Source organism: Bradyrhizobium sp. SZCCHNS1050 (assembly GCF_032484785.1).
Taxonomy (GTDB): domain Bacteria; phylum Pseudomonadota; class Alphaproteobacteria; order Rhizobiales; family Xanthobacteraceae; genus Bradyrhizobium.
The window spans coordinates 1569368-1595533 of sequence record NZ_JAUETR010000002.1 but is presented as its reverse complement, the minus strand read 5'-3'; the positions used below and the strand labels follow the sequence as shown (position 1 = coordinate 1595533).

The window sequence follows — 26166 nt, the reverse complement described above, 5'->3', positions numbered from 1 at the left end:
GATATCCATCTTAGTAAACGATTGTAGATTCGTCTCAAATCTCGCTGGAAGACAGTTCGCAGAATCGTTGGCTTCTGGAGTGCTAGGATGAGGAGATTTATCGTTGTCCTCCTTGGAATCGGCGCAGGTATTGTGCTGCTGGGCATGAGCTCGCGAGCTCTTTTTGGTGATTCGAGCTTTACCAAGTCGCGCGAGGTGAGAACTCCCGGAGAGGATCGCGCGACCTATTATCGCCTGAAGGTCAAGCTCGCCTACAAGGGCGAGCCTCTCAATTTCGATATCGTGGTCGGCTGTCGCGTAAGCATCACAACGTACAAGGACAATGACCGAACCGTCGAGGTCAGCGTGGCGCCGATGGCCTTCGGGCTCAAGATGAAGGACGGGCACGGCGTAGTAGTGCGGCCGCCGGAGGCTTGTGGTGGTGAGACGACCGACAATGGAAAGGTCCCAAAGAGCCTGCTGCCACTAATTGTGACTTACGAGAGTGCGGACGCACCTTGGTTCGGCGTAGCTTATGCGTCCGAAGATGCTTACGAGAGCCCGCTTTCCGAATTGAAGTTTTTCGGTGCTACGATCAGCAAGGCGACGCGCGAAGAATGGCAGGAATGGCGGGGTACGGAGGCTTCAAAGAATTTCGTAACGTATGGATTGCTAGGTATCAACGAGGTGGATCGCTGGAAGAAAGTACGATGGAAGCCCGGCTATCGTGCGATGGGGTCTATATGTAGCGGCCTTTCGCGCGTGAAACTGCCGGATACAGTGAGCGAAGCGATCCGGCCATTCTGGCCTGCGAGCAGGCCAGATTATTGGTATCCAAACGGCGACGCGCAACGCGCGCTCTATTCTGCTGGCGACTATCATGGAAGGAAGGTGCTGTTCGAAGATAGCCCCCTCTACGAGTTTTTTCCTACGGAATCGACGTTCTTCCCTGGGCTTCCGCGTCATAAGCCAGGGGCGCTGATCTTCTTCACCGGGCACGTTGTCGGCGACGTGTATCCGGCAGCGTCGGATCTATCGTTGAACCGTCTCGATGCTACCGGGCAGTTGCCGGCCGAGATCAAGGCGAAGCCGAGAAAAAGCTATGTCGACGTCAGCGTACGGCCCGAGCTCAAGGGTTTCGCGTTTTGCGATGTCGTCTGGAACATTGATGGCCTGCCATCTGAGATTAGTTCTAACAGCAACCCTAATGCAAATCGAATTAACGGGCAGCCGATCAACGAGGAGCTGCAGCGGCATACCGGTGATTTTGGTTATGCCTTCGAACGCGCTGAATACGTCTATTTCTTCAAGCGCTACTCGCTTGTAAACATCTTCGGGGGAATATAATGAGCAACAATAGTCTTGATCCGGTTCAGTTCGCCGCCGCATTAGCTGAGATTGTTTATCATCGAGCTTCGGATTTACGGTGACAGTGCACTTAATTGACATGCGCCGTCCGAGTGCGCAAGATGGCGCATGGCCCGCCTTGCCCGTGTCGTCGTTCCTGGTCTGCCGCACCACGTCACCCAGCGCGGCAATGGCCGCGCGCGAACATTCTTCGGCGACGACGACTACGCGCTCTACCGCGATCTGCTCGCGACCCATTGCCGGGCGGCTGACGTCGCGGTGTGGGCGTGGTGCCTGATGCCGAACCACGTGCATCTGATCCTGGTGCCGTCGGATGCCGACGGGCTGCGCCGGGCGCTGTCGCGGGTGCATCGCAGCTATGCCGGCGTCATCTAGGCGCGCCGCAAGCGCAGCGGGCATTTCTGGCAGGGGCGGTTCGGCGCCGTGGCGATAGACGAGGCGCATCTGGCGGCGGCGCTGCGCTATGTCAGTCTCAATCCGGTGCGGGCGCGGCTGGCGGCGCGCGCCCAGGACTGGGGCTGGTCGAGCACGCGCGCGCATCTGCGCGGGCGCGACGACGGCCTGACCGCACGTGAGCCGGTGAAGGCAATGTTCCCGGACATTGCCGGACTCCTGACCCGCGCGCCGGAGGACGAGGAGGCTCTGTTCGCGCGTCTGCGCGCCGCCGAGAGCATCGGCCGGCCGATCGGCAGCGACCGCTTCCTCGCCCGCATCGAGAAATTGACCGGGCGCGTGCTCAAGCCGGCCAAACGCGGGCCGAAGCCCGTAGAGGAGGATTGAGCGGGGGGACGCTGAAACCAGGCTTGCGCAGTTTTGTGCACTGTCACCGTAACTCCGTCAATCGGGTCTAATAGTCGTAACCATGAATGGCTCGCAGAGGCTAATAAGGATATTTTTAGCGTTGTATCCGATCCGCGCGCTGAGCGGTTCGATACTGCTGCCCGCTTTGCTCTGCTTCACATCGGTCGGGCTTTCTCAGGAGCTATCGGCCAAGAATCTGTTGCAGAAGGACGTAAGAGGTTGTTGGGCGTTGAGCGTCGACCGCGGGCTAGATTCGAAGCCCTCCTCAAATAGGCGGTGGCTTGTCAGAATTTGCTTGTTCGAAGGCGGCGCGCTTTCGGGATTTGTACTTGAGCCGACGGGTGAGGCAGAATCTATTCAAGGCGTTTGGCGAATGACAGATAGCGGCATTTTGCTGGATGACGAGCACTGTTCAATTGCTGGCGAGTCCGATGGCCGTCGAATCGTGTTGTCGTCTTGCCGATTTGCGGGGCATTGGGATCTCACATGTCGTCAGCCAAAGAGCTTGTTTAAGTGCTCGAATGAATAGATTTGGATTTAAGGTGACAGTGCACTTAATTTGACATGTGCCGTCCGAGTGCGCAAGATGGCGCATGGCCCGCCTTGGAGAGATAGCTCATTAGTTCAAAGTGGGCCATTCTCTTCCGATGCTTAACTGCTAGAGCAGTCGATCAGTTCGCTCCTTAGAATAACATGGGGGTCGTAATGGCCGAAGAAGAAAAACCAAAATACGTTCTCCACATAACGACTGGCCGTCCGGAGGCTGGTTCGACTGAACATTCGACGGATCGTTGGCAGGAAATTCTACAGCGGAGGGCACTTCGGTCGCGCGAGGAGCTGATGCCTGTAGCGCTCCAGCTTGTTCAGGATCAAGCCGTAGTGCGCCAGTTTCGGGCAGTGCACGGATCCGAGAACAAGGAGCTGGCTAGCCAATTTATCGATCAAATAGAACGAAGCGCGCAGACGATCGATCCAGATGTAACGCATGCGGATGCTGCAAGGATAACCGTGATTCTTATGGAAATGCTGACGGATTTACGGTGACAGTGCACTTAATTTGACATGCGCCGTCCGAGTGCGCATGATGCTGCATGGCCCGCCTTGCCCGTGTCGTTATCCCTGGTCTGCCGCACCACGTCACCCAGCGCGGCAATGGTCGGGCGCGGACATTCTTCGGCGACGACGACTACGCGCTGTACCGCGATCTGCTCGCGACCCATTGCCGGGCGGCTGACGTCGCGGTGTGGGCGTGGTGCCTGATGCCGAACCACGTGCATCTGATCCTGGTGCCGTCGGATGCCGACGGTCTGCGCCGGGCGCTGTCGCGGGTGCATCGCAGCTATGCCGGCGTCATCCAGGCGCGCCGCAAGCGCAGCGGGCATTTCTGGCAGGGGCGGTTCGGCGCGGTGGCGATGGACGAGGCGCATCTGGCGGCGGCGCTGCGCTACGTCAGTCTCAATCCGGTGCGGGCGCGGCTGGTGGCTCGCGCCCAGGACTGGGCCTGGTCGAGCACGCGCGCGCATCTGCGCGGGCGCGACGACGGTCTGACCGCACGTGAGCCGGTGAAGACGATGTTCCCGGACATCGCCGGACTCCTGAGCCGCGCGCCGGACGACGAGGATGCGCTGTTCGCGCGTCTGCGCGCCGCCGAGAGCATCGGCCGGCCGATCGGCAGCGACCGCTTCCTCGCCCGCATCGAGAAATTGACCGGGCGCGTGCTCAAGCCCGCCAAACGCGGGCCGAAGCCGGCCGAGGCGGAGGACGGGTGAGCGTCGCGGCCAAGGCGCCGGCGCGGCTGCGAGCCTGAGTGCCTTGTCGTCAAACGCGCAATCAAAACGCCTAAGAAGTTAAGTGCACTGTCACCGAAATGCCCGCGCGCTCGTCGAACTTGCAGCGCCGGCTTGGCATCAGCACCGGGATGCCAGGACCACACGATTTCGCCGTGCGCATCGGATCGTTCGTCGGCATGATCGCTCACGCTGCAACCCGACACGCCCACCGCATCCCGCACCCAACGCTCGTGACGATCGCGAAACGCCCCTCAATCGAGGCGGGACGCGACACCGTAGCATCAAATTCTGAAAAACGGAAGAATAAAAATTCGGATTTTCGAGTGGGCGATTTAGCCGTGGAGGTTGGCTCCCCTTGCCATGGCGAAACGCCAGGCGGTCTTTCCAATAATATTAGTGTTGACTAATTGATTAGCGATTGCTATTGTTTTTTCATGATCCAGCCTGAACCCATCACTGCCGTCATGCGCGCGCTGGCCGATCCGACGCGGCGTGCGGTGTTCGAGCGCATCGTCGAGGCCGACGAGATCACCGTCGTCGAACTCACCCGCGGCAGCACCGTCACGCAGGGCGCGATCTCCCAGCATCTGAAATCCTTGAAACAGGCCGGCTTGGTCTGCGAGCGCCCCGAGGGCCGCAAGGTCTATTACCGCGCGGAGCCACGCGGCCTGGAGCCGCTGGCCGACTGGATGAGCCATTACGGCGCGTTCTGGCGCGACCGCTTTGCCAATCTGAGAAACCTGCTGAAGGACATCGATCCATGAACCAAGCCGTGAACGCGGATACGCGGGCCATTGTCGTCGAGGACATCTTTCCGCATGCGCCGGAGATCATCTGGAAAGCCTTGACCAACGGCGAGCTGATCGGCCGCTGGCTGATGGCGCCCAAGGGCTTTGAGCCGATCATCGGCAATCGGTTCACCTTTCAAACGACGCCGGCCGGCGAATGGGATGGCACCATTCACTGCGAGGTGCTGGAGGTCGTGCCGAACGAGCGGCTGTCCTACGCGTGGAAGGGCGGCCACGACAGCAATGTCGGCTACGGCGCGAAGCTGGAGACGGTGGTCACCTTCAGTCTTTCCAAGGCGGACACGGGCACGCGCCTTCGCCTGGTGCATTCCGGCTTCGTGCTGCCGACCAATGACACCGCCTATCGCAAGATGGGCGAGGGCTGGAAGACGGTCGTCAAGAAGCTCGATCAGATCGCCGCCGAACAGGCGTCATCGCAGCGGCCGCATTGAACAAGGAGAGCGACATGACGAAGTCCTATGCCGGCGGCTGCGCCTGCGGCGCAGTCCGCTACGAGATTACGGGCGAGCCGGCCGTGATGCTGGACTGCCAGTGCCGGCAATGTCAGCGCGACAGCGGCACCGGGCATCAATCGCATTTGACCTTCGTCGCGGCGGAGGTGAAGGTCGACGGCGAGGTGTCGCATTGGCAGAGCATCGGCGACGGCGGCACCGTCAAGCGGCGCGCCTTCTGCCCGACCTGCGGCTCGCACGTTCACCTGACATTTCCCGCGATGCCCGAGGTGTTCATCGTCCCGCCGGCCAGTCTCGACGACCCCGGCCGCTACAAGCCGCAACTGGTGTCGTGGACATCAGCCGGGTACGCCTGGGATCACCTCGATCCGGCGCTGCCGAAATTCGAGAAGATGCCGCCGCGGTGAGTCTTGGTGCTTGGGGCGAACGAGACGAGCATTTCCTGAGAATCGGCAATTGGCCGTGGGATGAGCTCTCGCCGTCTCCAATGCTGTCATGCTCCGCCAAAAGCGGAGCATCCAGTATTCTGCTGCAGAAGATACCGAACCGAAAAACCTCGGCGTACTGGATCGTCCGCCTTCGACGATGACCAGGGTTACGGCCCCGGGGTTACTGTGCACTACACTAACGACGGCGTGCGCGGCGGTGGGGCAGTGGCGACTGCACGCTCTATCTTGCCCCTCCGATGTTGGACCGGCCCTTTCCTCGGTTGCTGCATCGAGCCGGGCCGCGCTGGCAGGCGATAGGATCGACAGGAAGCTCGCGGCATCACCGGTTCCCTGGCGGAACATTGCGCTTGCGCCTTGAATGTCAACGGTGGGCATCCATATGCCATCCATGCACCATCCCAGTGGATGGTGGAATTGGATGCCGCTGTGCCCGACAACGTCCACCCACTCCGCGGGAAAGTTCCGGACACCGAGAAGATCACCGTCAATCTCGGCTACGTCGATCTCGGTCAGGTCGATCTGATGGTGCGGGAAGGGTTCTATTCCAATCGCACCGATTTCATCCGCACCGCGATCCGCAATCAGCTCGACCGGCACGCCGACGTGGTCAGGCAGTCGACGGTGCGCAACAGCCTGGACCTCGGCTTGCGGCATTACAGCCGCGCCGATCTCGAAGCGGCGCAGCGGGCAGGGCAGATGCTGCAAATCAACGTGCTTGGGCTTGCCACCATCGCCGCCGATGTGACGCCCGAGCTGGCCCGCGCCACCGTCGCCTCGGTCTCCGTGCTGGGCGCACTGCATGCCACCCCCGCGGTCAAGGCCGCTCTCGCCGACAGAATGAGGTAGCGCGATGCTGAACCAAGAGATCATGCGCGAAGCGACGCGCCTGACGCGGGCCGGCCAGTTGGGCGAGGCCACGGCGTTGCTGCAACGTATGCTGCGCGGCGATGGCTCGCCGGCGGCAGCGGCCAGTCCAGTGCGATCAGTGCCGGCGCGGCTCGCGCCTCCGACCATCGAGGGACAGGCGACGCGCGTCAGTGAGCGCGACCGGCCGTCCGCGAAGGTTGCCCCGGCGCAAGCGCGCGCCACGCAGGCCAAGCCATCGCACAAGCCATGGCAAGCCAAGCCATGGCAAGCCAAGCCCGCTCAGGCGCGCCAGCGACCCGTCCGGCGCGAAGATCTCGGCGAGCTGCCGGGGTTCGGCCTGCGAGGTCCGCATCTGCGCGCGCCTTCGGCGCGCGACACCACCCCCGAAGGTGCAAGATTCGTCCAGGCCAGCTTCGGCAACGCGGCGGGACGCCGGAGCTACAAGCTGTTGATCCCCAGCAGGGCCGAGGGCCGTCAGCTTCCGCTCGTCGTCATGCTGCATGGCTGCACACAGTCGGCGGACGATTTCGCGGCCGGCACACGGATGAACTTCCTGGGCGAGGAGCAGAGCTGCTTCGTCGTCTATCCGGAGCAGCCGAGCGGTGCCAATCAGTCGAAATGCTGGAACTGGTTTCGCACCGGCGACCAGCAGCGCGAGGGCGGCGAGCCGTCGCTGATCGCGGGCATCACCCGCCAGGTGATGCGCGACCATGCTGTAGATTCCAGGCGCGTCTATGTCGCCGGCCTGTCGGCCGGAGGCGCCACGGCCGCCATCATGGCCGCGACCTATCCCGATCTCTACGCCGCAGCGGGCGTCCATTCCGGTCTCGCCTGCGGGGCCGCGCGCGATCTTCCCTCGGCGTTGATGGCGATGCGCCAAGGCGCCGGCCACGCGGCGGATCGGAGATCGGCTGTGCCGACGATCGTCTTCCATGGCGATCGCGACACGACCGTGCATCCCGCCAACGGCGACCGGGTCGTTGCGCAGGCGACCGGCGCCATGCGCGGGACATCGTCGGTCGTGCACGGGCGGGTGCCCGGTGGCCATGCCTATACGCGGACGATTCTGACGGAGCCGAGCGGGAAGGTGACGTCGGAGCACTGGACCGTCCACGGTGCCGCTCACGCCTGGTCCGGCGGCAGTCCGGCCGGATCCTACACCGATCCGAAAGGACCGGATGCGACGCGGGAGATGCTGCGGTTCTTCCTCGCGCAGTCATGCGCAGACTAGCAAGACAACGGCGCCCGTGAAAATGCCGGTGGCGCTGCATTCCGTCTTGCGAGGTCACGACATCTGCGCATCGCTGCTACCGGCAACCATGATGCATCTCCCCCGTTAAGCGGGCACGAATATCCTGGCGGGTGTCGTCCTCGGGAGGGCGCATGACCATGTCACGACGAACGCGGGTGGTCCGATGTCGCGATTCCTGAACTGGTTCTTCCGCAATCGCGCGACCGGCGAGATCACGATCGCCCAGATGCCGAACCCCGCTCTTTGGATCGTGCTGGCGGGCAGCCTCGTCGGCTGGGTCTGGCATCCGCCGGGTCAGACAGGCGCCAATCTGGATTGTCTGGTCAAAGCCAGTCTCTTCGTCTGGGCGTTCGACGAACTCCTGCGCGGCGTCAACCCCTGGCGCCGCTGCCTCGGCGCAGCCGTGCTGGTGTATGTGATCGCGACCGCGGTCTGATGGGCATCAGCGCGTTGGCCACGTGATGATGTGGTCCGCTTGACATGCATCAACGGATGACGATGGCTGCCGACCGATGGTCGGGGATGTCATCCGATGTCGAGGATTCAGGCGTGAGACGTCTCGCACGTTCGATGCGGGCCTTTGGTGCAGGAACCGCAGCCCGATGAGTTCGGCCGTCACCAACGACGGGGGCCCCGCCGCGCCTTCTGATCGGCCCGGCGCCGCCCCGGTGTTCCGCGCGCGCAAGCTCTCGAAGACCTATCGGATGGGCGAGGTCGAGGTGCATGCGTTGCGCGATGTCGACCTCGACATCTACGAGGGGGAGCTCGTGGTGCTGCTCGGGCCATCGGGATCGGGCAAGTCGACCCTGCTCAACATCCTCGGCGGACTGGACAGCCCGACGTCGGGCGAAGCGCAATGGCGCGATCATCAACTGGTCGGCGCCGGCGATGCCGAGCTGACGCGCTACCGGCGCGAGCATGTCGGCTTCGTGTTTCAGTTCTACAACCTGATCCCGAGTCTGACGGTGCTCGAGAACGTCGCGCTGGTCACCGAGATCGCCGACAAGCCGCTCGATCCGCTCGAGGTGCTCAAGCTCGTCGGCCTCGAGCGGCGGATCGACCACTTTCCCTCGCAGCTGTCCGGCGGCGAGCAGCAGCGCGTCGCGGTGGCCCGCGCCATGGTCAAGGCGCCCGACGTGCTGTTGTGCGACGAGCCGACCGGTGCGCTGGACTATGAGACGGGGAAGGTCGTGCTCGCCGCGATCGCGCGCGCCAACGCGCAGCTCGGGACGACCACCATCATCATCACGCACAATGCGGCGATCGCCGGCATGGCCGATCGCGTGCTCCGGCTCGGCGGCGGGCGCATCGTCGGCGAGACGCGCAATGCGCGGCGCCTCTCGGCCGATGAGGTGCGCTGGTGAGCCTGCTGGACCGCAAGCTGTGGCGCGACGTCGGCGCGATGCGCGGACAGGTGGTCACGATCGCGCTGCTGGTGGCGGCCGGTGTCGCCGTGTTCGTCGGCTCGGTCTCGACCTATTTGTCCCTGCGCGGCGGCTGCGAGCAGTTCTATGCCGACGGCCGGTTTCCGCAGATCTTCGTCACGCTGAAGCGGGCGCCGCTCGCGCTGGTGCCGCGGCTCAATTCCATTCCTGGCGTGGTCGCGGTCGAGCCGCGCATCGTGCGCGAGGTCATCGTCGATTGGCCGGCCGTCTCGCAACCGGTCTCGGCCCGCCTGGTGTCGCTGACCCACGCCGGCGATGAGCCCCTGGCGCGGTTGCATCTGCGCCGCGGCGCAGCGCCCGAGCCGGGTGCCGCCCGCAGCGCCGCGGTCAACGAGGCGTTTGCCGAGGCCAATGGCGTCAGTCCGGGTGACGACATCCGCGTGCTGCTCAATGGCCGCGTGCAGGGCTTCCGGGTTTCCGGCATCGCGTTGTCGCCGGAATATGTCTACGCGGTGAAGCCGGGATTGCCGATCCCCGACGATTGCCTCTACGCCATCCTGTGGGTCGACCGGAGCGCGGCCGAGGCCGCCTTCGACATGAAAGGAGCGTTCAACGATGCCGTGGTCGCGCTCGCTCCGGGTGTCGATCCCAAGCCCGTGATCGAGGAGCTCGACCGGCTGCTCGAGCCCTATGGCTCGATCGGCGCGATTGCGCGGCGCGACCAGCCGTCGAACCGCTTTCTCGAGGACGAGCTGAACCAGCAGAAGGTGATGTCGATCACCATCCCCATCATCTTCTTCGGTGTCGCCACGTTCCTGCTCAACGGCGCGCTCGGGCGGCTGGTCGCCGCGCAGCGCGAGCAGATCGCGGCGCTGAAGGCGCTCGGCTTTCCGACGCTGCGGCTCACTTTCCATTATCTCAAGCTGATGCTGGTCATCGTGCTGATCGGATCGGTGCTCGGCATCGCCGGCGGCGTCGGCTTCGGCCATGCCATGATCGCGAGCTATCAGGGGTTCTTCCGTCTTCCGGAGCTGCCGTTTCGGCTGGCGCCATGGGCGGCGGTGGCCGGTGTCGCGATCAGCGTCGCGGCGGGCGCCCTCGGCGTCGTCACGGCGCTTCAGGAGGTCGTCGGCCTTGCGCCGGCGGAGGCGATGCGGCCCGCGATGCCGCTGGGGTTCCGCCGCTCCTGGATCGAGCGCATCCTGCCCGGCACGGCGTTCGGCGCGCGGCGGATGATGATGCTGCGCAACGTCGCGGGGCGGCCGTTCCGTTCGCTGTTCACCATCGTCGGCATCGCCTTCGCGGTGCCGATGATGGTGCTCGGGATCTTCTGGCGCGACGCCATCGGCGAGATGATCGAGCTGCAGTTCAACCTGGTCGAGCGCGGCAACGCCACGATCACTTTCATCCATCCGATGGACCGCGCGATCCTGCGTGACCTGGCGCGCCAGCCCGGCGTGCTCGCGATCGAAGGCCAGCGCATCGTTCCGGTGCGCCTGCGGGCCGGGCACCAGAGCTACCTCACCTCGGTGATCGGACTGGCGGCCACCGACGAGCTGCGGCGACCGCACGATTCCGCGCGTCGTCCGATCGTCGCGGCGCCCGATGGCATCACGCTGACCCGACGCCTTGCCGAGCGGCTGGCGCTGAGCGCAGGGCAGGTCGTGACGGTGGAGGCGATGGAAGGCCACCGTCGGCGGCGCGACCTGCCGGTGAGCGCCATCGTCGACGAGGCGATCGGCATGGCGTCCTACATGGACATCGACACGCTCAACCGCTTCACCGGCGAAGGCGCGGTGATCTCGGCGGCGAGCCTCCAGGTCGAGCCGGCGGCGCTGGCTGCGCTCGGCGCGAGGTTCAAGAGCATGCCGAAAATCGAATCCGTGACGATGAAGGCCTACACCCTCGCATCCTTCATCGAGAAGATCGCGGGCCTCGTGTTCGTCACCGCCGGCATCCTCACCGGCTTCGCCGCGATCATCACCGTGGGCGTGGTCTACAACAGCGCCCGCATCAGCCTGCAGGAGCGCGCCTGGGAGCTCGCGAGCCTGCGGGTGCTGGGCTTCACCCGCGGCGAGGTCGCCGGCATCCTGTTCGGCGAGTTCGCGCTGGACATCGCGGTCGGGATTCCGCTCGGCCTATGGCTGTCGCACGCCATCATCGGGCTGATCGCGCGGCTGCATTCCAGCGAGAGCTTCCAGATCCCGGGCGTGATCGCGCCGCAGACCTACCTGATCGCCACGGCGGTGGTCTTGGCCAGCGCCGCGATCAGCGCCATCATCGTCCGCAGGAGGGTGGATCAGCTCGATCTGGTCGCGGCCCTCAAGACCAGGGAATGAGCATGCCACCCGTTTTGCGCCGCGTCGTCATCGTATCGAGCGTTCTGGCGGCGGCCGCCGTCATCGCCTGGATGATGATGCCGGGCCCCGTCCCGGTGGAGACCGCCGCGGTGACGAAAGGGCGGTTCGTTGCCACCGTCGAGGACGACGGCAAGACGCGGGTGCGCCAGCGCTACGTCGTGGCCGCGCCGCTCGCCGGCCGTCTCGGCCGCATCCGCTTCAAGGCCGGCGACCAGGTCAAGGCCGACGACGTGGTCGCCACAATCATGCCGGCGCCGGCGCCGCTGCTCGATCCGCGGGCCCGCCGCGAGGTCGAGGAGCTGCTCGGTGCGGCCGAGGCCAATGTCGAGCGCGCCAAGGAGGTGGTGGCCCGAGCGCAGGCGCAGAGCGCACAGGCGAGCGCCGATCTGGCGCGTACCACGGCGCTGGCCGCCAGCGGAGCCGCGACGGCGCAGGCCCGGGAGCGCGCCGAGCTCGCGATGCGGATTGCCGAACGTGACCTGCGCGCCGCCGAATATGCCGACCATGCCGCCGAGCACGAGCTCAGCCAGCTCAGGGCGATGCTGGCGCGCTACGGGAGCAAGACCGATGCCGATGCGCCGGCGGATAGCTGGAGCGTGACCGCGCCGGTCGGCGGGCTGGTGCTGAAAGTGATCCAGGAAAGCGAGACGACGGTGCAGCCAGGCGCGGCGCTGCTCGAGCTCGGCGATCCCCGTGATCTCGAAGTGGTCATCGACGTGCTGAGCACCGACGCGGTCGAGATCCGTCCCGGCGCCGAGGTCACGATCGATCGCTGGGGCGGGGCAGGCCGCCTGTCGGGCCGGGTTCGCCGGGTCGAGCCGGCGGCTTTCACGAAGATCTCCACGCTCGGCGTCGAGGAGCAGCGGGTCAACGTGCTGATCGACATCGTCTCGCCGGCCGAGCAATGGCAGCGGCTCGGCGATGCCTATCAGCTCGATGCGCAGATCGTCGTCTTCACGCAGGAGGATGCGACCATCGTTCCGACCGGCGCGCTGTTCAAGCGCGGTGACGACTGGTCGGTGTTCGCGCTGAAGGATGGGCGCGCCGAGTTGCGCACCGTCCGGCTCATCCGGCGCTCGGGCCGGTTCGCCGCCGTGGCCGACGGCGTCGCCAGCGGCGATGTCGTGATCATCTATCCCAGCGACCGGGTCGCCGCCGGCGTCAAGGTGGCGCCGCGCTGACCTGCGGCGGCCGCAGACGCGTTCCTCAGCGCTGCGACGCCAGTTGCCTGAGCCGGGCATGGCGCGCCAGCGCGTGTGCGATCAGACTGTCCATCAGCGCCGGCTGGGGCAGGCCGGTGGCCTCCCACATCTTCGGGTACATGCTGATGTTGGTGAAGCCCGGCAGGGTGTTCACCTCGTTGACGTAGACCTCCTCGCCGCGGACGAAGAAGTCGACGCGCGCGAGACTCTCGCAGCAGAGCACGCCGAACACCTCGGTGGCCATTTTGCGGATGCGCGCGGCGAGAGCGGGTTCGACCTGCGCCGGGACGTGCAGCGAGGCGCCCTTGGCATCGGTGTATTTGGCCTCATAGGAATAGAAGCCGTGGCTGTCGGCGGGCACGATCTCGCCGAGCTCGGAGGCGGCGACCTCGCCGTCGGCATGCTCCAGCACCGCGCATTCGATCTCGCGCACCGGGCTGATGCAGCGCTCGATCAGGATCTTCAGGTCGAAGCGCAGCGCCAGGCGGCAGGCGGCTTCGAACTCCTCGGCGTTGCGCGCCTTGGAGATGCCGACGGAGGAGCCGAGATTGGCCGGCTTGACGAACAGCTCGGATGACCCGACGGCGTCGACCGCCGCCGCATAGGTCACAGGCGACGCTTCCGTCATGGTGACGAACGGCACGATCGGCAGGCCGGCATCGCGCAGCAGGCGCTTGGCGACGTCCTTGTCCATCGCCGCCGCCGATCCCATCACGCGACCGCCGACATAGGCGACATCGGCGAGCTCCAGCGCGCCCTGCACGGTGCCGTCCTCGCCGTTCGGACCGTGCAGCACCGGAAACACGACGTCGAAGGCGAGCTCGCGCGGGGCGCCGTCGCCGATGACCAGCGCGCGGCCCCGGCCGGCCGGCAGCAGCACGATCTGCGGGCCGTCAGCGGGTACGGTCAGCGCCGCGCCTGTGCCGTCATTCGCAGCGTCGGCGAGCACCCAGCGTCCGTCGGTGGTGATGCCGATCAGCGTGACGGCGTAGCGGCCGGCATCGAGCGAGCGGACGATGTTGGCCGCCGAGGCCCGCGAGACGTCGTGCTCCGCCGAGCGGCCGCCGAACAGGATCGCCACGCGCGTCTTTGTCTCCGTCATCGTCCTCATCCAGCCCTGATCTCTGCGATGCGCGACCGTACAGCCAGAGGCCAACGCGTGGCAATTGAGGTGTTGTGTCGGGTGTGGTGGAAGGCGACGTCGTCATGCGGCGGCGCTCACCGCCAGCCGATCCCGCCGTCCGAGCACACCGACGTCGTGCCGCCGGCATGCATGCAGCTCCGATAGAGCGGCGGCTCGATGAAGCGGCCCGACCAGATGCCGCGGCCGGCGCGGCGGGCGGCGCGCTGATCGGCGGTGTAAACGCCGCGCGAATATTGCGGCTCCTCGACCGCAAGCCCGCGCGACACCATGAACTGGCCGAGATCCGTCGCGCCGGCGGCGCAACGCGCGACGATGCGGCCGTAGCGATCGCCATCGACCGGCAGGCAGCGCAGAACCTTGCTGCGCGTGAACGCGTCCAGCGTGTTGGCGGCCAGCGCGCCGCAGCGATATGGCTTGCGGTCGCGGCCGCGGCAGAGCTGCGCGCTTTCGGGTGCGTCGATGCCCCACAGGCGAATCCGTTCGCCGTGAATGTCCAGCGTGTCGCCATCGACGATGCTGACGCGGCCGACGAGCTCAGCGGCTGTGGCGGGGAAAGCGAGGAGAAGCGGCAGAACGAGGCAGGCGAGACGGGGGAGGAGACGTCGCAAGATCGGCACCTGTGGCGCTGAGAGGGGCGTGATCGCTCGCTGCACGAATCGATCGCGGATCATCCCGATCTATAGCGAATGGGAGTTGCGCGATTGTGTGGCGAGCACCGCGACAGCAGCGGAGCGCAATCGGCGCAGTTCGTCCGGATAGCTTCGCGGTTCAGCGCAGGCTCGCATTCTCTGCACGCCCATCCCGTGCGCGCGCCGCGTGCTCGACCTCGGCGGCGAGCATGCTCAGATGCTCGGCCAGGCGCGCGAACAGCTCGCGCTTGTCGCGGTCGGTGGCGAGATCACGAATGAGGGCGCATTCCGCTGCGTCGGCCCGTAGCTTGTCCGGCTGGGTCATCAACTCTGACATGTTCCGCTTCCCTGCCGCGCCGGCAAGTTTTCGAAACAACGGATCGTCATGATTGTTCCGGGTGTCCATGCATTTTTTCGAGCGGCGCCGTCAGCGCCTGATCGGAGTACCTCTATGGGGATGCGAGATGACGCGACGCTCGGCATTCGACTGTCTATCGTTCACCGGGCCACCATGTCGAGGCCGGATGCGCGGCCGAGATCTTGGTCTCGCGCAATGCCACCAGCGCGCTGCGCTTGTAGGGACGACCGCGCAGCCGCGAGCAGTCCTGGCAGCGCATGTAGCGCTCGAGTTCATGGATTGGCGTCGTCCTGGCGCGCCTGATGATGTCGAGCGCAACGGTCTGATTGGTGTCGCAGCCGAGGCAGCGCACTTCGAGATAGTAATAGCCCGCGTTGAGCGCGTCACCGAGCAGCGGCGACGGCTGCGCCGGTCCCTTGTAGCCGAGCATCCGCTTGTTCCAGGCGTCGCAGGCCAGACGATCCGCTTCCTTGCGCGCGCGCGCGGCCTGCTCCTGCGCGATGCGGATGCCGGCACCGTAGAGTCTCTCGCGCGATTTCGTCGTCATGACCGCCATGATCGACGCTGCGGCGCTCAGCGGCAAGCCGCTAGGGTTAGCGCAGCAAGAGGCGCTGGATACAAGCTCTCTCGCGTGCAGCGTTCCGATACCGTTGTCTTTCAGTTCATCGGCGCAGCCGGCGACGAGCTCATCATGCAACGTCCAGCATTCGTGCTGCGCCGACGCGACGCGGAGTAGCGCTGATGGTGTCGAGCAGAGGCGCTGCGGGCGCCAGGGGCCATGTAGTCACGCTCGCCGGTGGCGGCGCAGCGGTCGCTTCTCCCACCACGCGGCATGATGCGTTCCGTCTGGCGCAACAGGGCCGTCGAACGCAACGGCGCGGCAAAAGTTCCTAAAATTTTTGCGCCCATGCGGCAGTTGCTTCAGCTTGTTCCAGCAGGCGTCCGGCGATAGACCTTGCGCTCGGGGTCAATCGTGCGCGCGGGTCGGAGTTTCTCAGATTGGATCGTTCGGGGCAGACCGTGGTCGGCGACCACGTTTCTGCTCACCATGCTCGCCGTCGCGATTTCGACCGCGGGCCGGATCGGGCTGGACTATGCCGGCGCGACGCTGCCCTACGCGACGTTCTACCCTGCGGTGGTGTTCGCCGCGCTGCTCGGCGGCATTCCCGCGGCCATTTTTGCCGCCTGGCTGTCTGCCACCGTGGTGCTCGTCGGCTTCACCGATCGTCCGGATCATGCCGAGGCGATCAACCTCGTCGGATTCCTGAGCACCGCGGCGCTGATCATCTGGCTCGGGCATCTCTGTCGCGGCGCGCTGATGGAGCTGAAGCGCAGCGAGCATGCGCGCGAGTTGCTGCTCGGCGAGCTGAGACATCGCGTGAACAATCAGCTCGCGTTGTTTCAGGCGATCGTCAGATCGAGCCTGTCGGGCGAGGATCGCGCCAAAGGGGAAGCGATCGCGCTGCGGCTCGACGCCGTCGCGCGCGCCAATAGTCTCGCCTGGTCGGACCACCGCCTGATGACCTTGCGCATGCTGCTCGACGTCGAGCTGCAGCCGTATCGCGCCTCCGGCGCCGTGACGGTGGACGGCCCGGACATGCCGTTGGGGCCGGAAGCGGTGCGTAATCTCGCGCTGGTGTTCCACGAACTTGCGACCAACGCCGTCAAATACGGCGCGCTGCGCGGTCAGGGCGGACGGCTCGAGATCCAGATTGCGCAGGAAGGTGGTCGCGGCACCGTGGCCTGGCGCGAGCTCGGTCCGCACGCAATCGAGCCGCCTGGGAGCGAGGGATTCGGCACGCGCATGATCCGGGCGAGCCTCGCGGCGATCGGCGGCAGCATCGAGCAGGATTTTCGCGACGAGGGTCTGGTCTGCCGGATCAGGTTCGAAGCGGCGATGTGACGGCGGACCGGCGGTCGCCGCGCGCGGTTCCTCACAGGCTGTCGCATGTCTCGCGGCGCGTGGCATGGCTGCGATGCGAAACGCGCAGCGGCGCTGCTGCGTATGTGTTCGATGGAACGGCGCGACATGCTGCTGCTGGCTGGATTGCTGCTGCTGGCAATCACCATCACCTGGATTGGCACGGAATATGTGCTGAACCATGTCGTGATCCCGCTGATCGATGACTGAGAGCCGGCGGCGCCGCGACCATCGGATATGCGCGCGTTCGAATTGTCTGTCCGCCGCGCGGAACGGGGCTCGGCTTGATCGCCGGCACGAAACGCTTCACCATTCCCGGCAGAACAACGAAGCGGCGGCGCCGCGTGGGCGGGAGACATCGGATGCAATGTTACGAGCTGCAGGGGCCCGGCGGAATCGATGCGCTGGCGCTGGTCGACAAGCCCGTGCCGCAGCCGGGGAGGGGCGAGGTGCTGGTGCGGCTGACGGCCGCGAGCATCAACTATCGTGACCTGATCACGGTCAGGGGCGGCTACGGCTCGCGGCAGAAATTTCCGCTGGTGCCGCTGTCCGACGGCGCAGGCGTGGTCGAGGCGGTCGGTGAGGGCGCCACAGCATTCGCGGCCGGCGACCGAGTCATCGGCAGCTTCTTCGAGAGCTGGACCGGCGGCGAGCCGAGCGAAGCGAAGATGCGTGCGGCGCTGGGCGGCGCCGTCGACGGCACGTTGACGGAGTATCGGGTGTTTCCCATGCACGCGCTGGTGCGGACGCCGGCGCATCTCACCGACGTCGAGGCCGCGACATTGCCGTGCGCCGGCGTCACCGCCTGGAGCGCGGTGATCAAGCTTGGCGGCATCAGGCCCGGCCACACCGTGCTGACGCAAGGCAGCGGCGGCGTCTCGATCTTTGCGCTGCTAATCGCGAAGATGGCCGGCGCGCGGGTGGTCGCGACGTCGTCGAGCGAAGCCAAGATCGCGCGGCTGAGGGCGCTCGGCGCCGATGTCACGCTGAACTACAAGCAGGTGCCGGACTGGGGCAAGAAGGCGCGCGAGATCACCGGGCAGGGCGTCGATCTCGTGGTCGAGGTCGGCGGCGTCGGCACCTTGAACGAGTCGATCCGCGCCACCCGGATCGGCGGCACCATCGCCTTCATCGGCGTGCTCGCCGGTGCGCCGGCCTCGGAGCTGCGGCTGCCGCTGATGGTGATGCAGCAGCAGCGGCTGCAGGGCGTCACGGTCGGCTCGGTCGACGATCTCCAGGCGCTGGCGAACGCGCTGACGCTGCATCAGGTGAAGCCGGTGGTCGACCGCGTGTTTTCGTTCAGCGAGGCGCGCGAGGCGTTCCACTACATGGCGAGCGGCGCGCATCTCGGCAAGGTGACGATCGCGATCGGGGGATGAGTGACCACGCTGCTGTCGGCGACTGCGTCATCGAAGCAGGGCAGCGCTCTCTTAGCCTCACTCTCTCCGCCGTCATTCCGGGGCGCGTCGCGCAGCGGCGCGAGCCCGGAATCCATAGCCACAGGATGCTGTGCGACGCGAGCTGGCCGGTATGCTCGTCTTCGCCACATGCACAGTCGTGGTTATGGATTCCGGGCTCGTCGCTTCGCGCCGCCCCGGAATGACGGCGAGAGAAACGGGCTGCTAATGACGTGGCGGTTTGCGGTGCTGTTTTGGCAGCTTCAATTGCCAGCGGCCGTTGATGCGTTCGACAGAGGCCGGGAATGGCTTCATCTCGGTGCCAACCTTGAAGGTGGCGATGAGCTTGACGCGGTCGTCGCCGTCCCAGCCGTCGAACTCGTAGAAGGTGTAGTCGTCGTCAGGGGTGAGATAGGACCAGCCCCCCAGCTTGAGGTCGAACGGCGCGGCAACGATCTCCATCCCGTTGCCGCAGCCGGAGGGACCTTCGCTGGAGCAGACCGAAAACAGCCAGCGGCGGCTTGGCGAGGCGTGCGGCGGCGAATGGATCTTGGTCTCGATGCCGCGATTGAGCCACAGCAGCATCCATTGCACGCCTTCCCAATAGCCGATCTCGATCAGCAGGAGTTCGTGCTCCGGAAAGTAGCCGACGAGCTTGTACTCGACCGAGCCGTCCTCATGTCCGGGTAGGTCATCCGGAAGTCGGGTCACGTAGCTTCTGGTGAAACCATCCTTGAATGTGATTTCCAGCGACTTGCCGTTGCGCCTGACGACATCCTTCAACTGAGCGAGGCAGGCCTGCTCGTCGCGGTCGAGGTCGGCCTTGCCGGTGTCTCCTTTGCAGCGGCCGTCTTGTGAAGGATGCTCCGACATCGCGTAGGGGATGTCGGCCGAGGCCGCGGCCGGACCAATCGTGGTTGCCAGCGCGACAAGAAGCAAAACGAAGACGCATTGCATTTTATTGACCCAGCGTTGCCGCTTTGGGTTCAAAGCAGCGCTGGTGCGTACGGTCAACCTTTGATCGAATCGCCTGTCGGCTTCTTGCGCGCGGGCAGCGTCATCGCGATCACACCAATGAGGACACAGGTGAGGCCGATCAAGGCGGTCGGCGCGAGGTGCTCGTCGAGCCCGGCCACGGCGATCGCAACGCCGATCGGCACCCGCAGATAGGATTGCGCGGTGGCGCCGATCGAGCCGAGCGTCTGCACCAGGCGGAAATAGATCACCATCGCGGCCGCAGTCGAGACGGTCGCGAGCGCGGCCAGCGCCAGCACCGAGCGCAGTGACGGTGCCAGCGTCCACGGATGGTCGACGACCAGCGCAAGCGGGATCAGCACCGCGGCGCCAGACAGCAGCGATCCCGCGGCCGGCAACATCGGATCGAGTCCCTTGAAGCTCTTTCCCATGATCGCCGCACCCGCATAGCAGATGGTGGCGGCGACGATCGCAATCTGCGCCCACAGCTCGCGGCCAAGCCCGCCCAGCGCCTCGGTGCCGACGATGAGGCAGGTGCCGGCGAGTCCGGCGGCGACGCCGACCAGCTTGCGCAGGGTGACAGGCTCGTGGTGCGTCACCAGCGCGGTCAGCAGGAAGGTGAAGATCGGAGAGGTCGCGTTGAGGATCGTCGCAAGACCCGCCTCGACGGTGCGCTCGGCCCAGGCGATCAGCGTGAACGGCACGACGCTGTTGAGACCGGCCTGGATCACGAAGCGCCGCCAAATCGTCCGGTCACGTGGCCAAGCGAGGCCGCGGCTTCGGATGATCGCGGCCAGCAGCAGCCCCGCAATCAGCGTGCGCACGGCGATCAGGGTCAGCGGCGGAATGGTTTCGACGCCGATCTTGATGAAGGTGTATGAGGCGCCCCACAAGGTGGACAGAACGAGCAGGAGGGCGAATTCTGTCGTGAGATCGGAGCGGCTCTGCATGGTGCCTCGCGGGCGGGAGAATGGCTTCTCCTAGCCGGGCGGCGGCGCGTGATGTTTCGATACGGGGCGAACTGTTCGTGGAAGGAAACCGAAGCCATTCCGATCGGTGCATTGCGTCCCTGGACGCTTCGTTGGCGCTCGCGATGACGGAGCCTGTGGGGCCGGCGATGTCAGCCACACCCGTCATTGTGAGCGGAGCGAAGCAATCCAGACTGGCGATCCGATGAAGATCCTGGATTGCTTCGTCGCCTACGGCTCCTCGCAATGACGCCGTTGCGAGCTTGCGCGGTCGCTCCGATCAGTTCGCCGGCATGCTCTTCTCGACCAGCTTCACCCAGTACGATGCGCCGGCGCTGAGGATGTTGTCGTTGAAGCGGTAGGCCGGGTGGTGGCATTCGTTGCCGGGGCCCATGCCGAGGAACACGAAGGCGCCCGGGCGCGCCTCCAGCATGAACGCGAAATCCTCGCCGCCCATCAGCGGAATGGCGCGGTCGTTGACGCGCTCAGCGCCGGCGACGTCGCGGGCGACGTCGGCGGCGAAAGCCGCCTGCGCAGGGTGATTCATCGTCACCGGATATTTGCGCTCGTAGATCGCCTCGGCCGAGCCGCCATAGGCGCGCGCGGTGGCCTCGGCGACCTCGACGATGCGCCTCTCGACGAGATCGCGGATCTCCGGATCGAGCGTGCGCACGGTGCCCAGCATCTCGACCGTCTCGGGGATCACGTTGAAGGTGGTGCCGCCATGGATCGAGCACACCGAGATCACCGCCGACTTCAAGGGATCGACGTTGCGGGCGACGATCGACTGCAGCGCGTTGACGATCTGCGAGGCGATCAGGATGCTGTCGACCGCCCGGTGCGGGCCGGCACCGCCATGGCCGCCCTTGCCGGTGACCTTGATGTGGATCGCATCAGCCGAGGCCAGCATCGCGCCGGGCGAGATTTCGAAATGGCCTTCGGGCACGCCCGGCATGTTGTGCATGCCGTAGACCTCCTGGATGCCCCAGCGCGTCATCAGCCCGTCATCGACCATCGCCTTGCCGCCGGCGCCGCCTTCCTCGGCCGGCTGGAAGATGACGATGGCGGTGCCGTCGAAATTGCGGGTCTCGGCGAGATATTTCGCAGCGCCCAGCAGCATCGCGGTGTGGCCGTCGTGGCCGCAGGCATGCATCAGGCCCGGCGTCTTCGAGGCGTAGGGAACGCCAGAGGTTTCCTCGATCGGGAGCGCATCCATGTCGGCGCGCAGGCCGATGGTCTTGCCCGAGGCCGACTTGCGGCCGCGGATCACGCCGACCACGCCGGTGCGGCCGATGCCCGTCACCACCTCGTCGCAGCCGAATGCGCGCAGCTTGTCGGCGACGATGCCGGCGGTGCGATGCACCTCGTACAGCAGCTCGGGATGTTCGTGGAAGTCGTGGCGCCAAGCGGCCATTTCGTCGGAGAGCGCGGCGATGCTGTTGAGGATGGGCATGAGGACCGGATGACTCGCTGAAGTGGATCGGGACGCTGCAGTGGATGCGGCCAAGCCAGCCGGCAGCACCGCGCGGTGACCGACTATGACCCGGTCAAAAAAGCCAGGCAAGTTGCCGCCGGCCATGGCGCCATGCGCGGATGCGCGGTCACCTCGACGGACCACGCCGGGCGTTCCGGATTGCGGAACGGGAGTCAGGTGAGCGGGGCGGGGGCCGGCACGCGGGGATATTTGCGCTCGGGTGGTACCTCCAGGCGGAAGGCCCGCAGCTTCGGCTCGTCCCACGCCGCCAATGGCGTGCCGCAGACGCCGCAGTCGAACCGCCCGGCAGCGCCAATGGCGGAGGTCGATTCCGCGATCTCGTAGGCGGCACGGCAATGGGGACACGTCACGCTGGATATCTTCATGAGATCACGCTCCCAAACAGCTCGACCAGACGCCTTGAACCAGATCAATGCGGTCCATGAACCGACGTCACCGCGTCCGGCCGTCACGCCTCCTCGGCCTGCCATGGCGTCGGCGCCTTGGTGAAGGCGCGCCACGCCTCGCGCAACGGCTCCTCCACGCCGGCCATGGCATGCGACTGCCAGCCGGTGATCGCGGCAGCCGCGATCGCCGCCTCGGTGGAGGTGGTGCCGAGGGTCTCGATCACGCCGGCGGTGACCGCCATGTCGTTGTAGTGGCCAAGCTGCTCCTGGAAGCCGGCGAGCGTCCTGGCATATTTCTTCGCCGATTTGCTCGCGCCGTAGAGCGGCAGCAGGAAGTCGATGCTGTAGCGCAGCTTCTTCAGCGCGAGACGCAGCCGGTGGCGCCGCTCGGCCGACAGCTTCTTGAAGCGGCGGCCGCGCTTGAGCACCTTCTGGTGGCGCTCCGACAGAACAGGCCCGGCAAAATCGATCGCGGGCGCCGCGAGGCGTCGGAGATCGTCGGGGGAGACGTCGTTGCGCCAGCCGCGGGTCTCGATCCATTCGCCGAGGCCGAGCACGAAAGCGGCGCAGCGGCGCTCGGCAAGCGCGATGCGCAGCGTGCGATAGGCGAGATCGCGGCGCCGCTCGGCGAGCGCCCGGAGCGAGTCGAAGCCTGCAACAGTGGGGCAGGCCTCGGCGATCTCGGGCAGCGTATCGGTCAGGAACACGTCGAGGTCGCGCGCCGCCGAGAGGCTCTGTGCCAGCCAGCGCGCATCCGCCTCGAGACCGTCGAGCGTCGCCGAGGTCCCGAGCGGCCGCATCAGGTGCAGCGCGGCGCGCAGGCGGCGCAGCGCCACCCGCAACTGATGCACGCCTTCCGTATCGCGTCCGTCCTCTGCCGCAGGCATGGCCTGCAGCAGATGATGCAGGCTGCCGCGCAGGACGAGGGCGAAGCTCTCGTCGAGAGACACCGCCGGATCGAGGCGCAGCTTGGGCGGCTTTTCGGCCCCCGGCGCTGCTCCGGCTGCGAGGTCGAAACCGCGCGCCGATTTGCTGCGGATCGAAGGTCTGATCGGTCCGTGATCGGCGATGCGCTGTGCGATCTCGTAGATGGCGGCGGGGTTGCCGCTCTTGAGCTCCAGCTCGATCTCGCTCACGATCTCACGGTGCTCGCCGGCCTTGATGACACCGCTGTCGAACGCGATCTCGATCGTCGCGCCGGGCACGTCGAGCATGCGCGCGTGACGATGCACGTCGGCCGTGAACACCGCCTCGAGCGTTGCCTCGGCCAGCGCGGAGCGAAGCTCCTCCGGCAGCAGCGCGGCCGCCAGCACCGGATCGGGCGCCAGCGAGCTGACGCTGGCCTCCCACTCTCCGCGCTTGAGCGGGTCGTCGCTGTGCTGCTCTTTCACGGTCTGCACGAAGCGCGAGCCGCTCTGGCGCACCCGCAAGGTGAAGCCGTTCTTCCACAGCATGCGCTTCGGCGTGTCGTAGTAGACCGATGTCAGATGCTTGCGCGAGCCCTTGTTGCGCGCATGCGCGGTGACGACCGGTGAGTTGTTGAAGCCGGCGAGTTGATCGGGCGCGACGAGGAGTTTCAGCTCGATCTCGTGGCCGCTGCCGGCCGCCGGATCCGGCAAGGACGGCGCCGCGACCTCCACGCCAAGCGCTGCGGCATCCTCCTGCGTGGCCGCGTGATCGGCTAGGTGCTGCGCAGTCAAGCGATCGGCGGCGCCACCGGGATCGCTGCTCGCCGACTCACCACTCTCCCGCACGCCGACCGCATGGCCACTGCCGTGGATCGACGCCGGTGCGTTCGAATCGGGCATGTGTCGATTCTGTAACCGTTTAATGACAGTCATCTCTCGTATAGCTGCAGCCGGCACAAAGGGACAGTGGCATTTCTCGCAGGCCGTCGACGATGCGCGACGCGCCAGAGCTTACAGGTCGCATTTTTTGTTGCTGCTTCAATGACAAGTGCTCGCGCTTCCGGCCGGCAGGTGCTCACGAAGATATGTCCGTCGCAGCCGCAATGCACCGTCGTGCGGCCGCGCCGCCACAGGCGGAACTTCAGATCGAGCCGGTGAGCATGAAACGCGTGGCGATGAAGACGGCGGCTGCGGTGGTCGCAATGCTCGCGGCGGCCACGAGGCCGCGGCCGCGACGCGCCAGCGCGCGGGAGCGCTCGCGCGGATCCTGCGCCGGATCGACGGATGCGCGCCGGCTGCGCCGATGGCGTACCGCCTGCACCCAGAAGGCAAGCGCAGCGATGCCGGTTACCACTGCAAATACGGTCGTCACGCCTGCGGCAAAGCCGAGATCGACACCGACGCTTTCCAACATCGCCCGCAGATGCACAGCTAAGCGGGCCAGGAGAGTTGCGGCATAGTCGGCTGCTGCAGCGCCGGTGTAGAGCAGAACGGCAGTCCAGACCACCGCAGCCATCGCAATCAGGATCGACACCAGCACGGCGAGGCCGTCGCCTGCAATGAAGCCGATCGAGGCGGCGATCAGCGCCAGCGCCGGCATCACGTTGCCCATCGGGATCGGCAGGATGATGGTGACCGCCATCAGAAGCAGCGGCAGCGCGAGCAGCATCCGCGCCGGCCGGCCGGTCAGCCAGACCAGCCGGTCCTCGCGCAGGCCGCGTTCGGCATAGCCCGCCCAGTCGAGACCGGCGCGGATGATCTTGCGCAGGAGCCGCTGCGGCACCGGCCGGCTGCGCAACTGTTCGGGCAGCCATAGCCGCTCGGCGCCGAACAGGATCTGCAGCGCGACCAGCGCGACAAAGGTGCCGAACACCATGCCGAATGGGCCCGGCAACGGGATCAGCGCCGGCAGGGTCAGCAGCAGCAGGGTCAGGCCAAGACCTTCCGATTCCAGCCGGTCGAACAACTCGCCGATCGACGGCTCCTCGGACCGCACCGTCCGGGCGATCGCGAGCAGCCGGCGGCTGATCGGCCCGTTGTGACGGCGTGGCGCCGAGGAGTCCTCGTCGTCGGATGCGACATCATTCACTGCCACGCAGCAACCTCTTGTCCTTCGACCTGCCTCACTTCATCGGCTCGACCGCAGGCCGCGTCTTCCACAGCGAATAGGCGATGCCGGCGCCGAGCAGACCGAACGTGATGCCGAGCGAAATCGCGGGCGGAAACTTCTCGAGCCCGAGCAGGTCGGCCAGGAAGATCTTCGAGCCGATGAAGATCAGCACCGCCGCCAGCGCCAGCTTGAGATACTGGAAGCGATCCACCATCGCGGCAAGCGCGAAATAGAGCGCGCGCAGGCCGAGGATCGCGAAGATGTTCGACGTGTAGACCACGAAGGGGTCGGTCGAGATCGCGAAGATCGCGGGCACCGAGTCGACCGCAAAGATGACGTCGGCAAACTCGATCAAGATCAGCGCCAGGAACAGCGGCGTCATGAACCAGGTCGGCTTGCCGCGCGCATCAGGCTGGCGCACGAAGAAGCGCTCTTCGTGCAGGCGGTCGGTGACGTCGAAGCGGCGGCGCACCCAGGCCAGCGCCGGGTTGGCGCCGATGTCGTGCGGCGTGTCCTTGAACACCAGCATCTTGATGCCGGTCGCGACCAGGAACAGTGCGAACAGATAGAGTACCCAACTCGCCTGGGCGACGATCGCGGCGCCGAGGCCGATCATGATCGCGCGCAGCACGATGACGCCGACGATGCCCCAGAACAGCACGCGGTGCTGATAGGCGCGCGGGATCGAGAAGTAGCTGAAGATCATGGCGATGACGAAGACGTTGTCCATCGCCAGCGCCTTCTCGATCGTGAACGCGGTGAGATAGGCGGTGCCGGCCTCGGCGCCGATTTGCCACCACACCCAGGCGCCGAAGGCCAGGGCGAGCATGATGTAGATGCCGCTCATGACGAGGCTCTCGCGCACCGAGATCTCGCGCGTCTTGCGATGGAGGATGCCGAGATCGAAGACGAGGAGGGCGAGCACGATTGCGAAGAAGGCGAGCCACATCCAGACGGGCTTGCCGGCAAACGCGATGAGCAGGAATTCCACGACGGGTCCCTCTTTCAAGCCGGTGAGATTGATGTCAGGTCCGACATCGTGAGCGCACCGGCAGCTTCACCAGAGGGGCCCGGACCAGGGGTAGGCGACGGACGTATGTGTCTGCCGAGTGGTTTTCAAGAGCCTGCGGTTTTCAAGAGCCCGCCGTTCGCATCTGCGTT

28 protein-coding genes are annotated in these 26166 nt (G+C 65.9%); 17 read left to right on the top strand and 11 right to left on the bottom strand.

Translation table 11 applies throughout. The annotated features are described in order from the left end of the window. Positions 1-87: 87 nt before the first annotated feature. From QX094_RS31780 to QX094_RS31715, 14 genes are all read left to right on the top strand, one after another. Entirely contained in the window at positions 88-1326 is a 1239-nt protein-coding gene (locus tag QX094_RS31780) for a hypothetical protein (protein WP_315749318.1), read from the top strand. 129 nt (positions 1327-1455) lie between these two features. After that, positions 1456-1722 carry a transposase gene (locus QX094_RS31775; protein WP_315714821.1) on the top strand — a complete coding sequence of 89 codons (267 nt, stop codon included), beginning with the start codon at positions 1456-1458 and terminating at the stop codon, positions 1720-1722. 48 nt (positions 1723-1770) lie between these two features. After that, the gene (locus QX094_RS31770; protein ID WP_316170313.1) at positions 1771-2127 is read left to right on the top strand and encodes a hypothetical protein; all 357 of its coding nucleotides are present in this window, start codon (positions 1771-1773) and stop codon (positions 2125-2127) included. A gap of 726 nt (positions 2128-2853) precedes the next feature. Then, positions 2854-3192, top strand: a complete 339-nt coding sequence (locus tag QX094_RS31765) for a hypothetical protein (RefSeq protein WP_315714819.1) — start codon at positions 2854-2856, stop codon at positions 3190-3192. Positions 3193-3239: 47 nt separating this feature from the next. After that, the gene (locus tag QX094_RS31760; protein WP_315714818.1) at positions 3240-3917 is read left to right on the top strand and encodes a transposase; all 678 of its coding nucleotides are present in this window, start codon (positions 3240-3242) and stop codon (positions 3915-3917) included. Positions 3918-4372: 455 nt separating this feature from the next. Next, positions 4373-4702, top strand: coding sequence for a metalloregulator ArsR/SmtB family transcription factor (locus QX094_RS31755; protein WP_315714817.1), 330 nt, complete (start codon positions 4373-4375; stop codon positions 4700-4702). Beyond that, positions 4699-5178, top strand: coding sequence for an SRPBCC domain-containing protein (locus QX094_RS31750; RefSeq protein WP_315714816.1), 480 nt, complete (start codon positions 4699-4701; stop codon positions 5176-5178). Before QX094_RS31755 ends, QX094_RS31750 begins: the two co-directional genes overlap by 4 nt. Positions 5179-5192: 14 nt before the next feature. Next, complete coding sequence (locus QX094_RS31745) at positions 5193-5606, top strand: GFA family protein (RefSeq protein ID WP_315714815.1); 414 nt, start codon at positions 5193-5195, stop codon at positions 5604-5606. Positions 5607-6053: 447 nt separating this feature from the next. After that, on the top strand, positions 6054-6494 hold the full coding sequence (locus QX094_RS31740) for a CopG family transcriptional regulator (protein ID WP_315714988.1): 441 nt from the start codon (positions 6054-6056) through the stop codon (positions 6492-6494). Positions 6495-6498: 4 nt separating this feature from the next. After that, entirely contained in the window at positions 6499-7746 is a 1248-nt protein-coding gene (locus QX094_RS31735) for a PHB depolymerase family esterase (protein WP_316188438.1), read from the top strand. 184 nt (positions 7747-7930) lie between these two features. Next, complete coding sequence (locus tag QX094_RS31730) at positions 7931-8203, top strand: hypothetical protein (RefSeq protein ID WP_315714813.1); 273 nt, start codon at positions 7931-7933, stop codon at positions 8201-8203. A gap of 166 nt (positions 8204-8369) precedes the next feature. Continuing rightward, positions 8370-9131 carry an ABC transporter ATP-binding protein gene (locus QX094_RS31725; RefSeq protein ID WP_315714812.1) on the top strand — a complete coding sequence of 254 codons (762 nt, stop codon included), beginning with the start codon at positions 8370-8372 and terminating at the stop codon, positions 9129-9131. After that, positions 9125-11491 carry an ABC transporter permease gene (locus QX094_RS31720; protein ID WP_316188450.1) on the top strand — a complete coding sequence of 789 codons (2367 nt, stop codon included), beginning with the start codon at positions 9125-9127 and terminating at the stop codon, positions 11489-11491. Before QX094_RS31725 ends, QX094_RS31720 begins: the two co-directional genes overlap by 7 nt. Before the next feature lie 2 nt (positions 11492-11493). Further along, positions 11494-12693, top strand: coding sequence for an efflux RND transporter periplasmic adaptor subunit (locus tag QX094_RS31715; protein ID WP_315714811.1), 1200 nt, complete (start codon positions 11494-11496; stop codon positions 12691-12693). Positions 12694-12718: 25 nt separating this feature from the next. Here QX094_RS31715 and QX094_RS31710 read toward each other — a convergent pair whose 3' ends face one another. The 4 genes from QX094_RS31710 to QX094_RS31695 form a co-directional block, all read right to left on the bottom strand. Next, a complete protein-coding gene (locus tag QX094_RS31710) occupies positions 12719-13816 on the bottom strand; it encodes a D-alanine--D-alanine ligase family protein (protein WP_315749322.1) in 1098 nt (365 codons plus the stop codon). Positions 13817-13932: 116 nt separating this feature from the next. Continuing rightward, entirely contained in the window at positions 13933-14469 is a 537-nt protein-coding gene (locus QX094_RS31705; RefSeq protein ID WP_316185395.1) for a thermonuclease family protein, read from the bottom strand. Between the two features lie 157 nt (positions 14470-14626). After that, the gene (locus tag QX094_RS31700) at positions 14627-14812 is read right to left on the bottom strand and encodes a hypothetical protein (protein WP_316185396.1); all 186 of its coding nucleotides are present in this window, start codon (positions 14810-14812) and stop codon (positions 14627-14629) included. A gap of 166 nt (positions 14813-14978) precedes the next feature. Then, positions 14979-15392: a hypothetical protein gene (locus QX094_RS31695; RefSeq protein ID WP_316185261.1), complete on the bottom strand. Its 414-nt coding sequence runs from the start codon at positions 15390-15392 to the stop codon at positions 14979-14981. Positions 15393-15893: 501 nt separating this feature from the next. On the opposite strand from QX094_RS31695, the gene QX094_RS31690 reads away from it, so the two are divergent. The 3 genes from QX094_RS31690 to QX094_RS31680 all read left to right on the top strand — a co-directional run bounded on the left by QX094_RS31690 (position 15894) and on the right by QX094_RS31680 (position 18145). Continuing rightward, the gene (locus QX094_RS31690; protein WP_316170307.1) at positions 15894-16748 is read left to right on the top strand and encodes an HWE histidine kinase domain-containing protein; all 855 of its coding nucleotides are present in this window, start codon (positions 15894-15896) and stop codon (positions 16746-16748) included. A gap of 45 nt (positions 16749-16793) precedes the next feature. Next, positions 16794-16976, top strand: coding sequence for a hypothetical protein (locus QX094_RS31685; RefSeq protein ID WP_316185263.1), 183 nt, complete (start codon positions 16794-16796; stop codon positions 16974-16976). Positions 16977-17128: 152 nt separating this feature from the next. Further along, on the top strand, positions 17129-18145 hold the full coding sequence (locus tag QX094_RS31680; RefSeq protein ID WP_316185265.1) for an NAD(P)-dependent alcohol dehydrogenase: 1017 nt from the start codon (positions 17129-17131) through the stop codon (positions 18143-18145). Positions 18146-18388: 243 nt separating this feature from the next. Here the strand turns inward: QX094_RS31680 and QX094_RS31675 are convergent, their stop codons facing one another. The 7 genes from QX094_RS31675 to QX094_RS31645 form a co-directional block, all read right to left on the bottom strand. After that, positions 18389-19120, bottom strand: a complete 732-nt coding sequence (locus tag QX094_RS31675; protein WP_316185267.1) for a hypothetical protein — start codon at positions 19118-19120, stop codon at positions 18389-18391. A 53-nt stretch (positions 19121-19173) separates the two neighbouring features. Continuing rightward, entirely contained in the window at positions 19174-20088 is a 915-nt protein-coding gene (locus QX094_RS31670; protein WP_316185268.1) for a DMT family transporter, read from the bottom strand. A 298-nt stretch (positions 20089-20386) separates the two neighbouring features. Next, positions 20387-21559, bottom strand: a complete 1173-nt coding sequence (locus QX094_RS31665; RefSeq protein WP_316185270.1) for a M20 aminoacylase family protein — start codon at positions 21557-21559, stop codon at positions 20387-20389. 194 nt (positions 21560-21753) lie between these two features. Then, positions 21754-21966 (bottom strand): MJ0042-type zinc finger domain-containing protein, encoded by a 213-nt coding sequence (locus QX094_RS31660; RefSeq protein WP_315749332.1) that lies wholly within the window; start codon positions 21964-21966, stop codon positions 21754-21756. 83 nt (positions 21967-22049) lie between these two features. Continuing rightward, positions 22050-23795: a CHAD domain-containing protein gene (locus tag QX094_RS31655; RefSeq protein ID WP_316185271.1), complete on the bottom strand. Its 1746-nt coding sequence runs from the start codon at positions 23793-23795 to the stop codon at positions 22050-22052. Between the two features lie 241 nt (positions 23796-24036). Further along, complete coding sequence (locus QX094_RS31650; protein ID WP_316185273.1) at positions 24037-24990, bottom strand: exopolysaccharide biosynthesis protein; 954 nt, start codon at positions 24988-24990, stop codon at positions 24037-24039. Positions 24991-25018: 28 nt separating this feature from the next. Next, on the bottom strand, positions 25019-25996 hold the full coding sequence (locus QX094_RS31645; protein WP_316185274.1) for a TerC family protein: 978 nt from the start codon (positions 25994-25996) through the stop codon (positions 25019-25021). Positions 25997-26166: the final 170 nt, after the last annotated feature.

Coding starts and splice junctions, on each gene's coding strand:
- QX094_RS31780 (WP_315749318.1), top strand. CDS start 88: ATGAGGAGATTTATCGTTGTCCTCCTTGGAATCGGCGCAGGTATTGTG.
- QX094_RS31775 (WP_315714821.1), top strand. CDS start 1,456: ATGGCCCGCCTTGCCCGTGTCGTCGTTCCTGGTCTGCCGCACCACGTC.
- QX094_RS31765 (WP_315714819.1), top strand. CDS start 2,854: ATGGCCGAAGAAGAAAAACCAAAATACGTTCTCCACATAACGACTGGC.
- QX094_RS31760 (WP_315714818.1), top strand. CDS start 3,240: ATGGCCCGCCTTGCCCGTGTCGTTATCCCTGGTCTGCCGCACCACGTC.
- QX094_RS31755 (WP_315714817.1), top strand. CDS start 4,373: ATGATCCAGCCTGAACCCATCACTGCCGTCATGCGCGCGCTGGCCGAT.
- QX094_RS31750 (WP_315714816.1), top strand. CDS start 4,699: ATGAACCAAGCCGTGAACGCGGATACGCGGGCCATTGTCGTCGAGGAC.
- QX094_RS31745 (WP_315714815.1), top strand. CDS start 5,193: ATGACGAAGTCCTATGCCGGCGGCTGCGCCTGCGGCGCAGTCCGCTAC.
- QX094_RS31740 (WP_315714988.1), top strand. CDS start 6,054: ATGGTGGAATTGGATGCCGCTGTGCCCGACAACGTCCACCCACTCCGC.
- QX094_RS31735 (WP_316188438.1), top strand. CDS start 6,499: ATGCTGAACCAAGAGATCATGCGCGAAGCGACGCGCCTGACGCGGGCC.
- QX094_RS31730 (WP_315714813.1), top strand. CDS start 7,931: ATGTCGCGATTCCTGAACTGGTTCTTCCGCAATCGCGCGACCGGCGAG.
- QX094_RS31725 (WP_315714812.1), top strand. CDS start 8,370: ATGAGTTCGGCCGTCACCAACGACGGGGGCCCCGCCGCGCCTTCTGAT.
- QX094_RS31715 (WP_315714811.1), top strand. CDS start 11,494: ATGCCACCCGTTTTGCGCCGCGTCGTCATCGTATCGAGCGTTCTGGCG.
- QX094_RS31710 (WP_315749322.1), bottom strand. CDS start 13,816: ATGACGGAGACAAAGACGCGCGTGGCGATCCTGTTCGGCGGCCGCTCG.
- QX094_RS31700 (WP_316185396.1), bottom strand. CDS start 14,812: ATGACCCAGCCGGACAAGCTACGGGCCGACGCAGCGGAATGCGCCCTC.
- QX094_RS31695 (WP_316185261.1), bottom strand. CDS start 15,392: ATGACGACGAAATCGCGCGAGAGACTCTACGGTGCCGGCATCCGCATC.
- QX094_RS31690 (WP_316170307.1), top strand. CDS start 15,894: ATGCTCGCCGTCGCGATTTCGACCGCGGGCCGGATCGGGCTGGACTAT.
- QX094_RS31685 (WP_316185263.1), top strand. CDS start 16,794: ATGTCTCGCGGCGCGTGGCATGGCTGCGATGCGAAACGCGCAGCGGCG.
- QX094_RS31680 (WP_316185265.1), top strand. CDS start 17,129: ATGCAATGTTACGAGCTGCAGGGGCCCGGCGGAATCGATGCGCTGGCG.
- QX094_RS31675 (WP_316185267.1), bottom strand. CDS start 19,120: ATGCAATGCGTCTTCGTTTTGCTTCTTGTCGCGCTGGCAACCACGATT.
- QX094_RS31670 (WP_316185268.1), bottom strand. CDS start 20,088: ATGCAGAGCCGCTCCGATCTCACGACAGAATTCGCCCTCCTGCTCGTT.
- QX094_RS31665 (WP_316185270.1), bottom strand. CDS start 21,559: ATGCCCATCCTCAACAGCATCGCCGCGCTCTCCGACGAAATGGCCGCT.
- QX094_RS31660 (WP_315749332.1), bottom strand. CDS start 21,966: ATGAAGATATCCAGCGTGACGTGTCCCCATTGCCGTGCCGCCTACGAG.
- QX094_RS31655 (WP_316185271.1), bottom strand. CDS start 23,795: ATGCCCGATTCGAACGCACCGGCGTCGATCCACGGCAGTGGCCATGCG.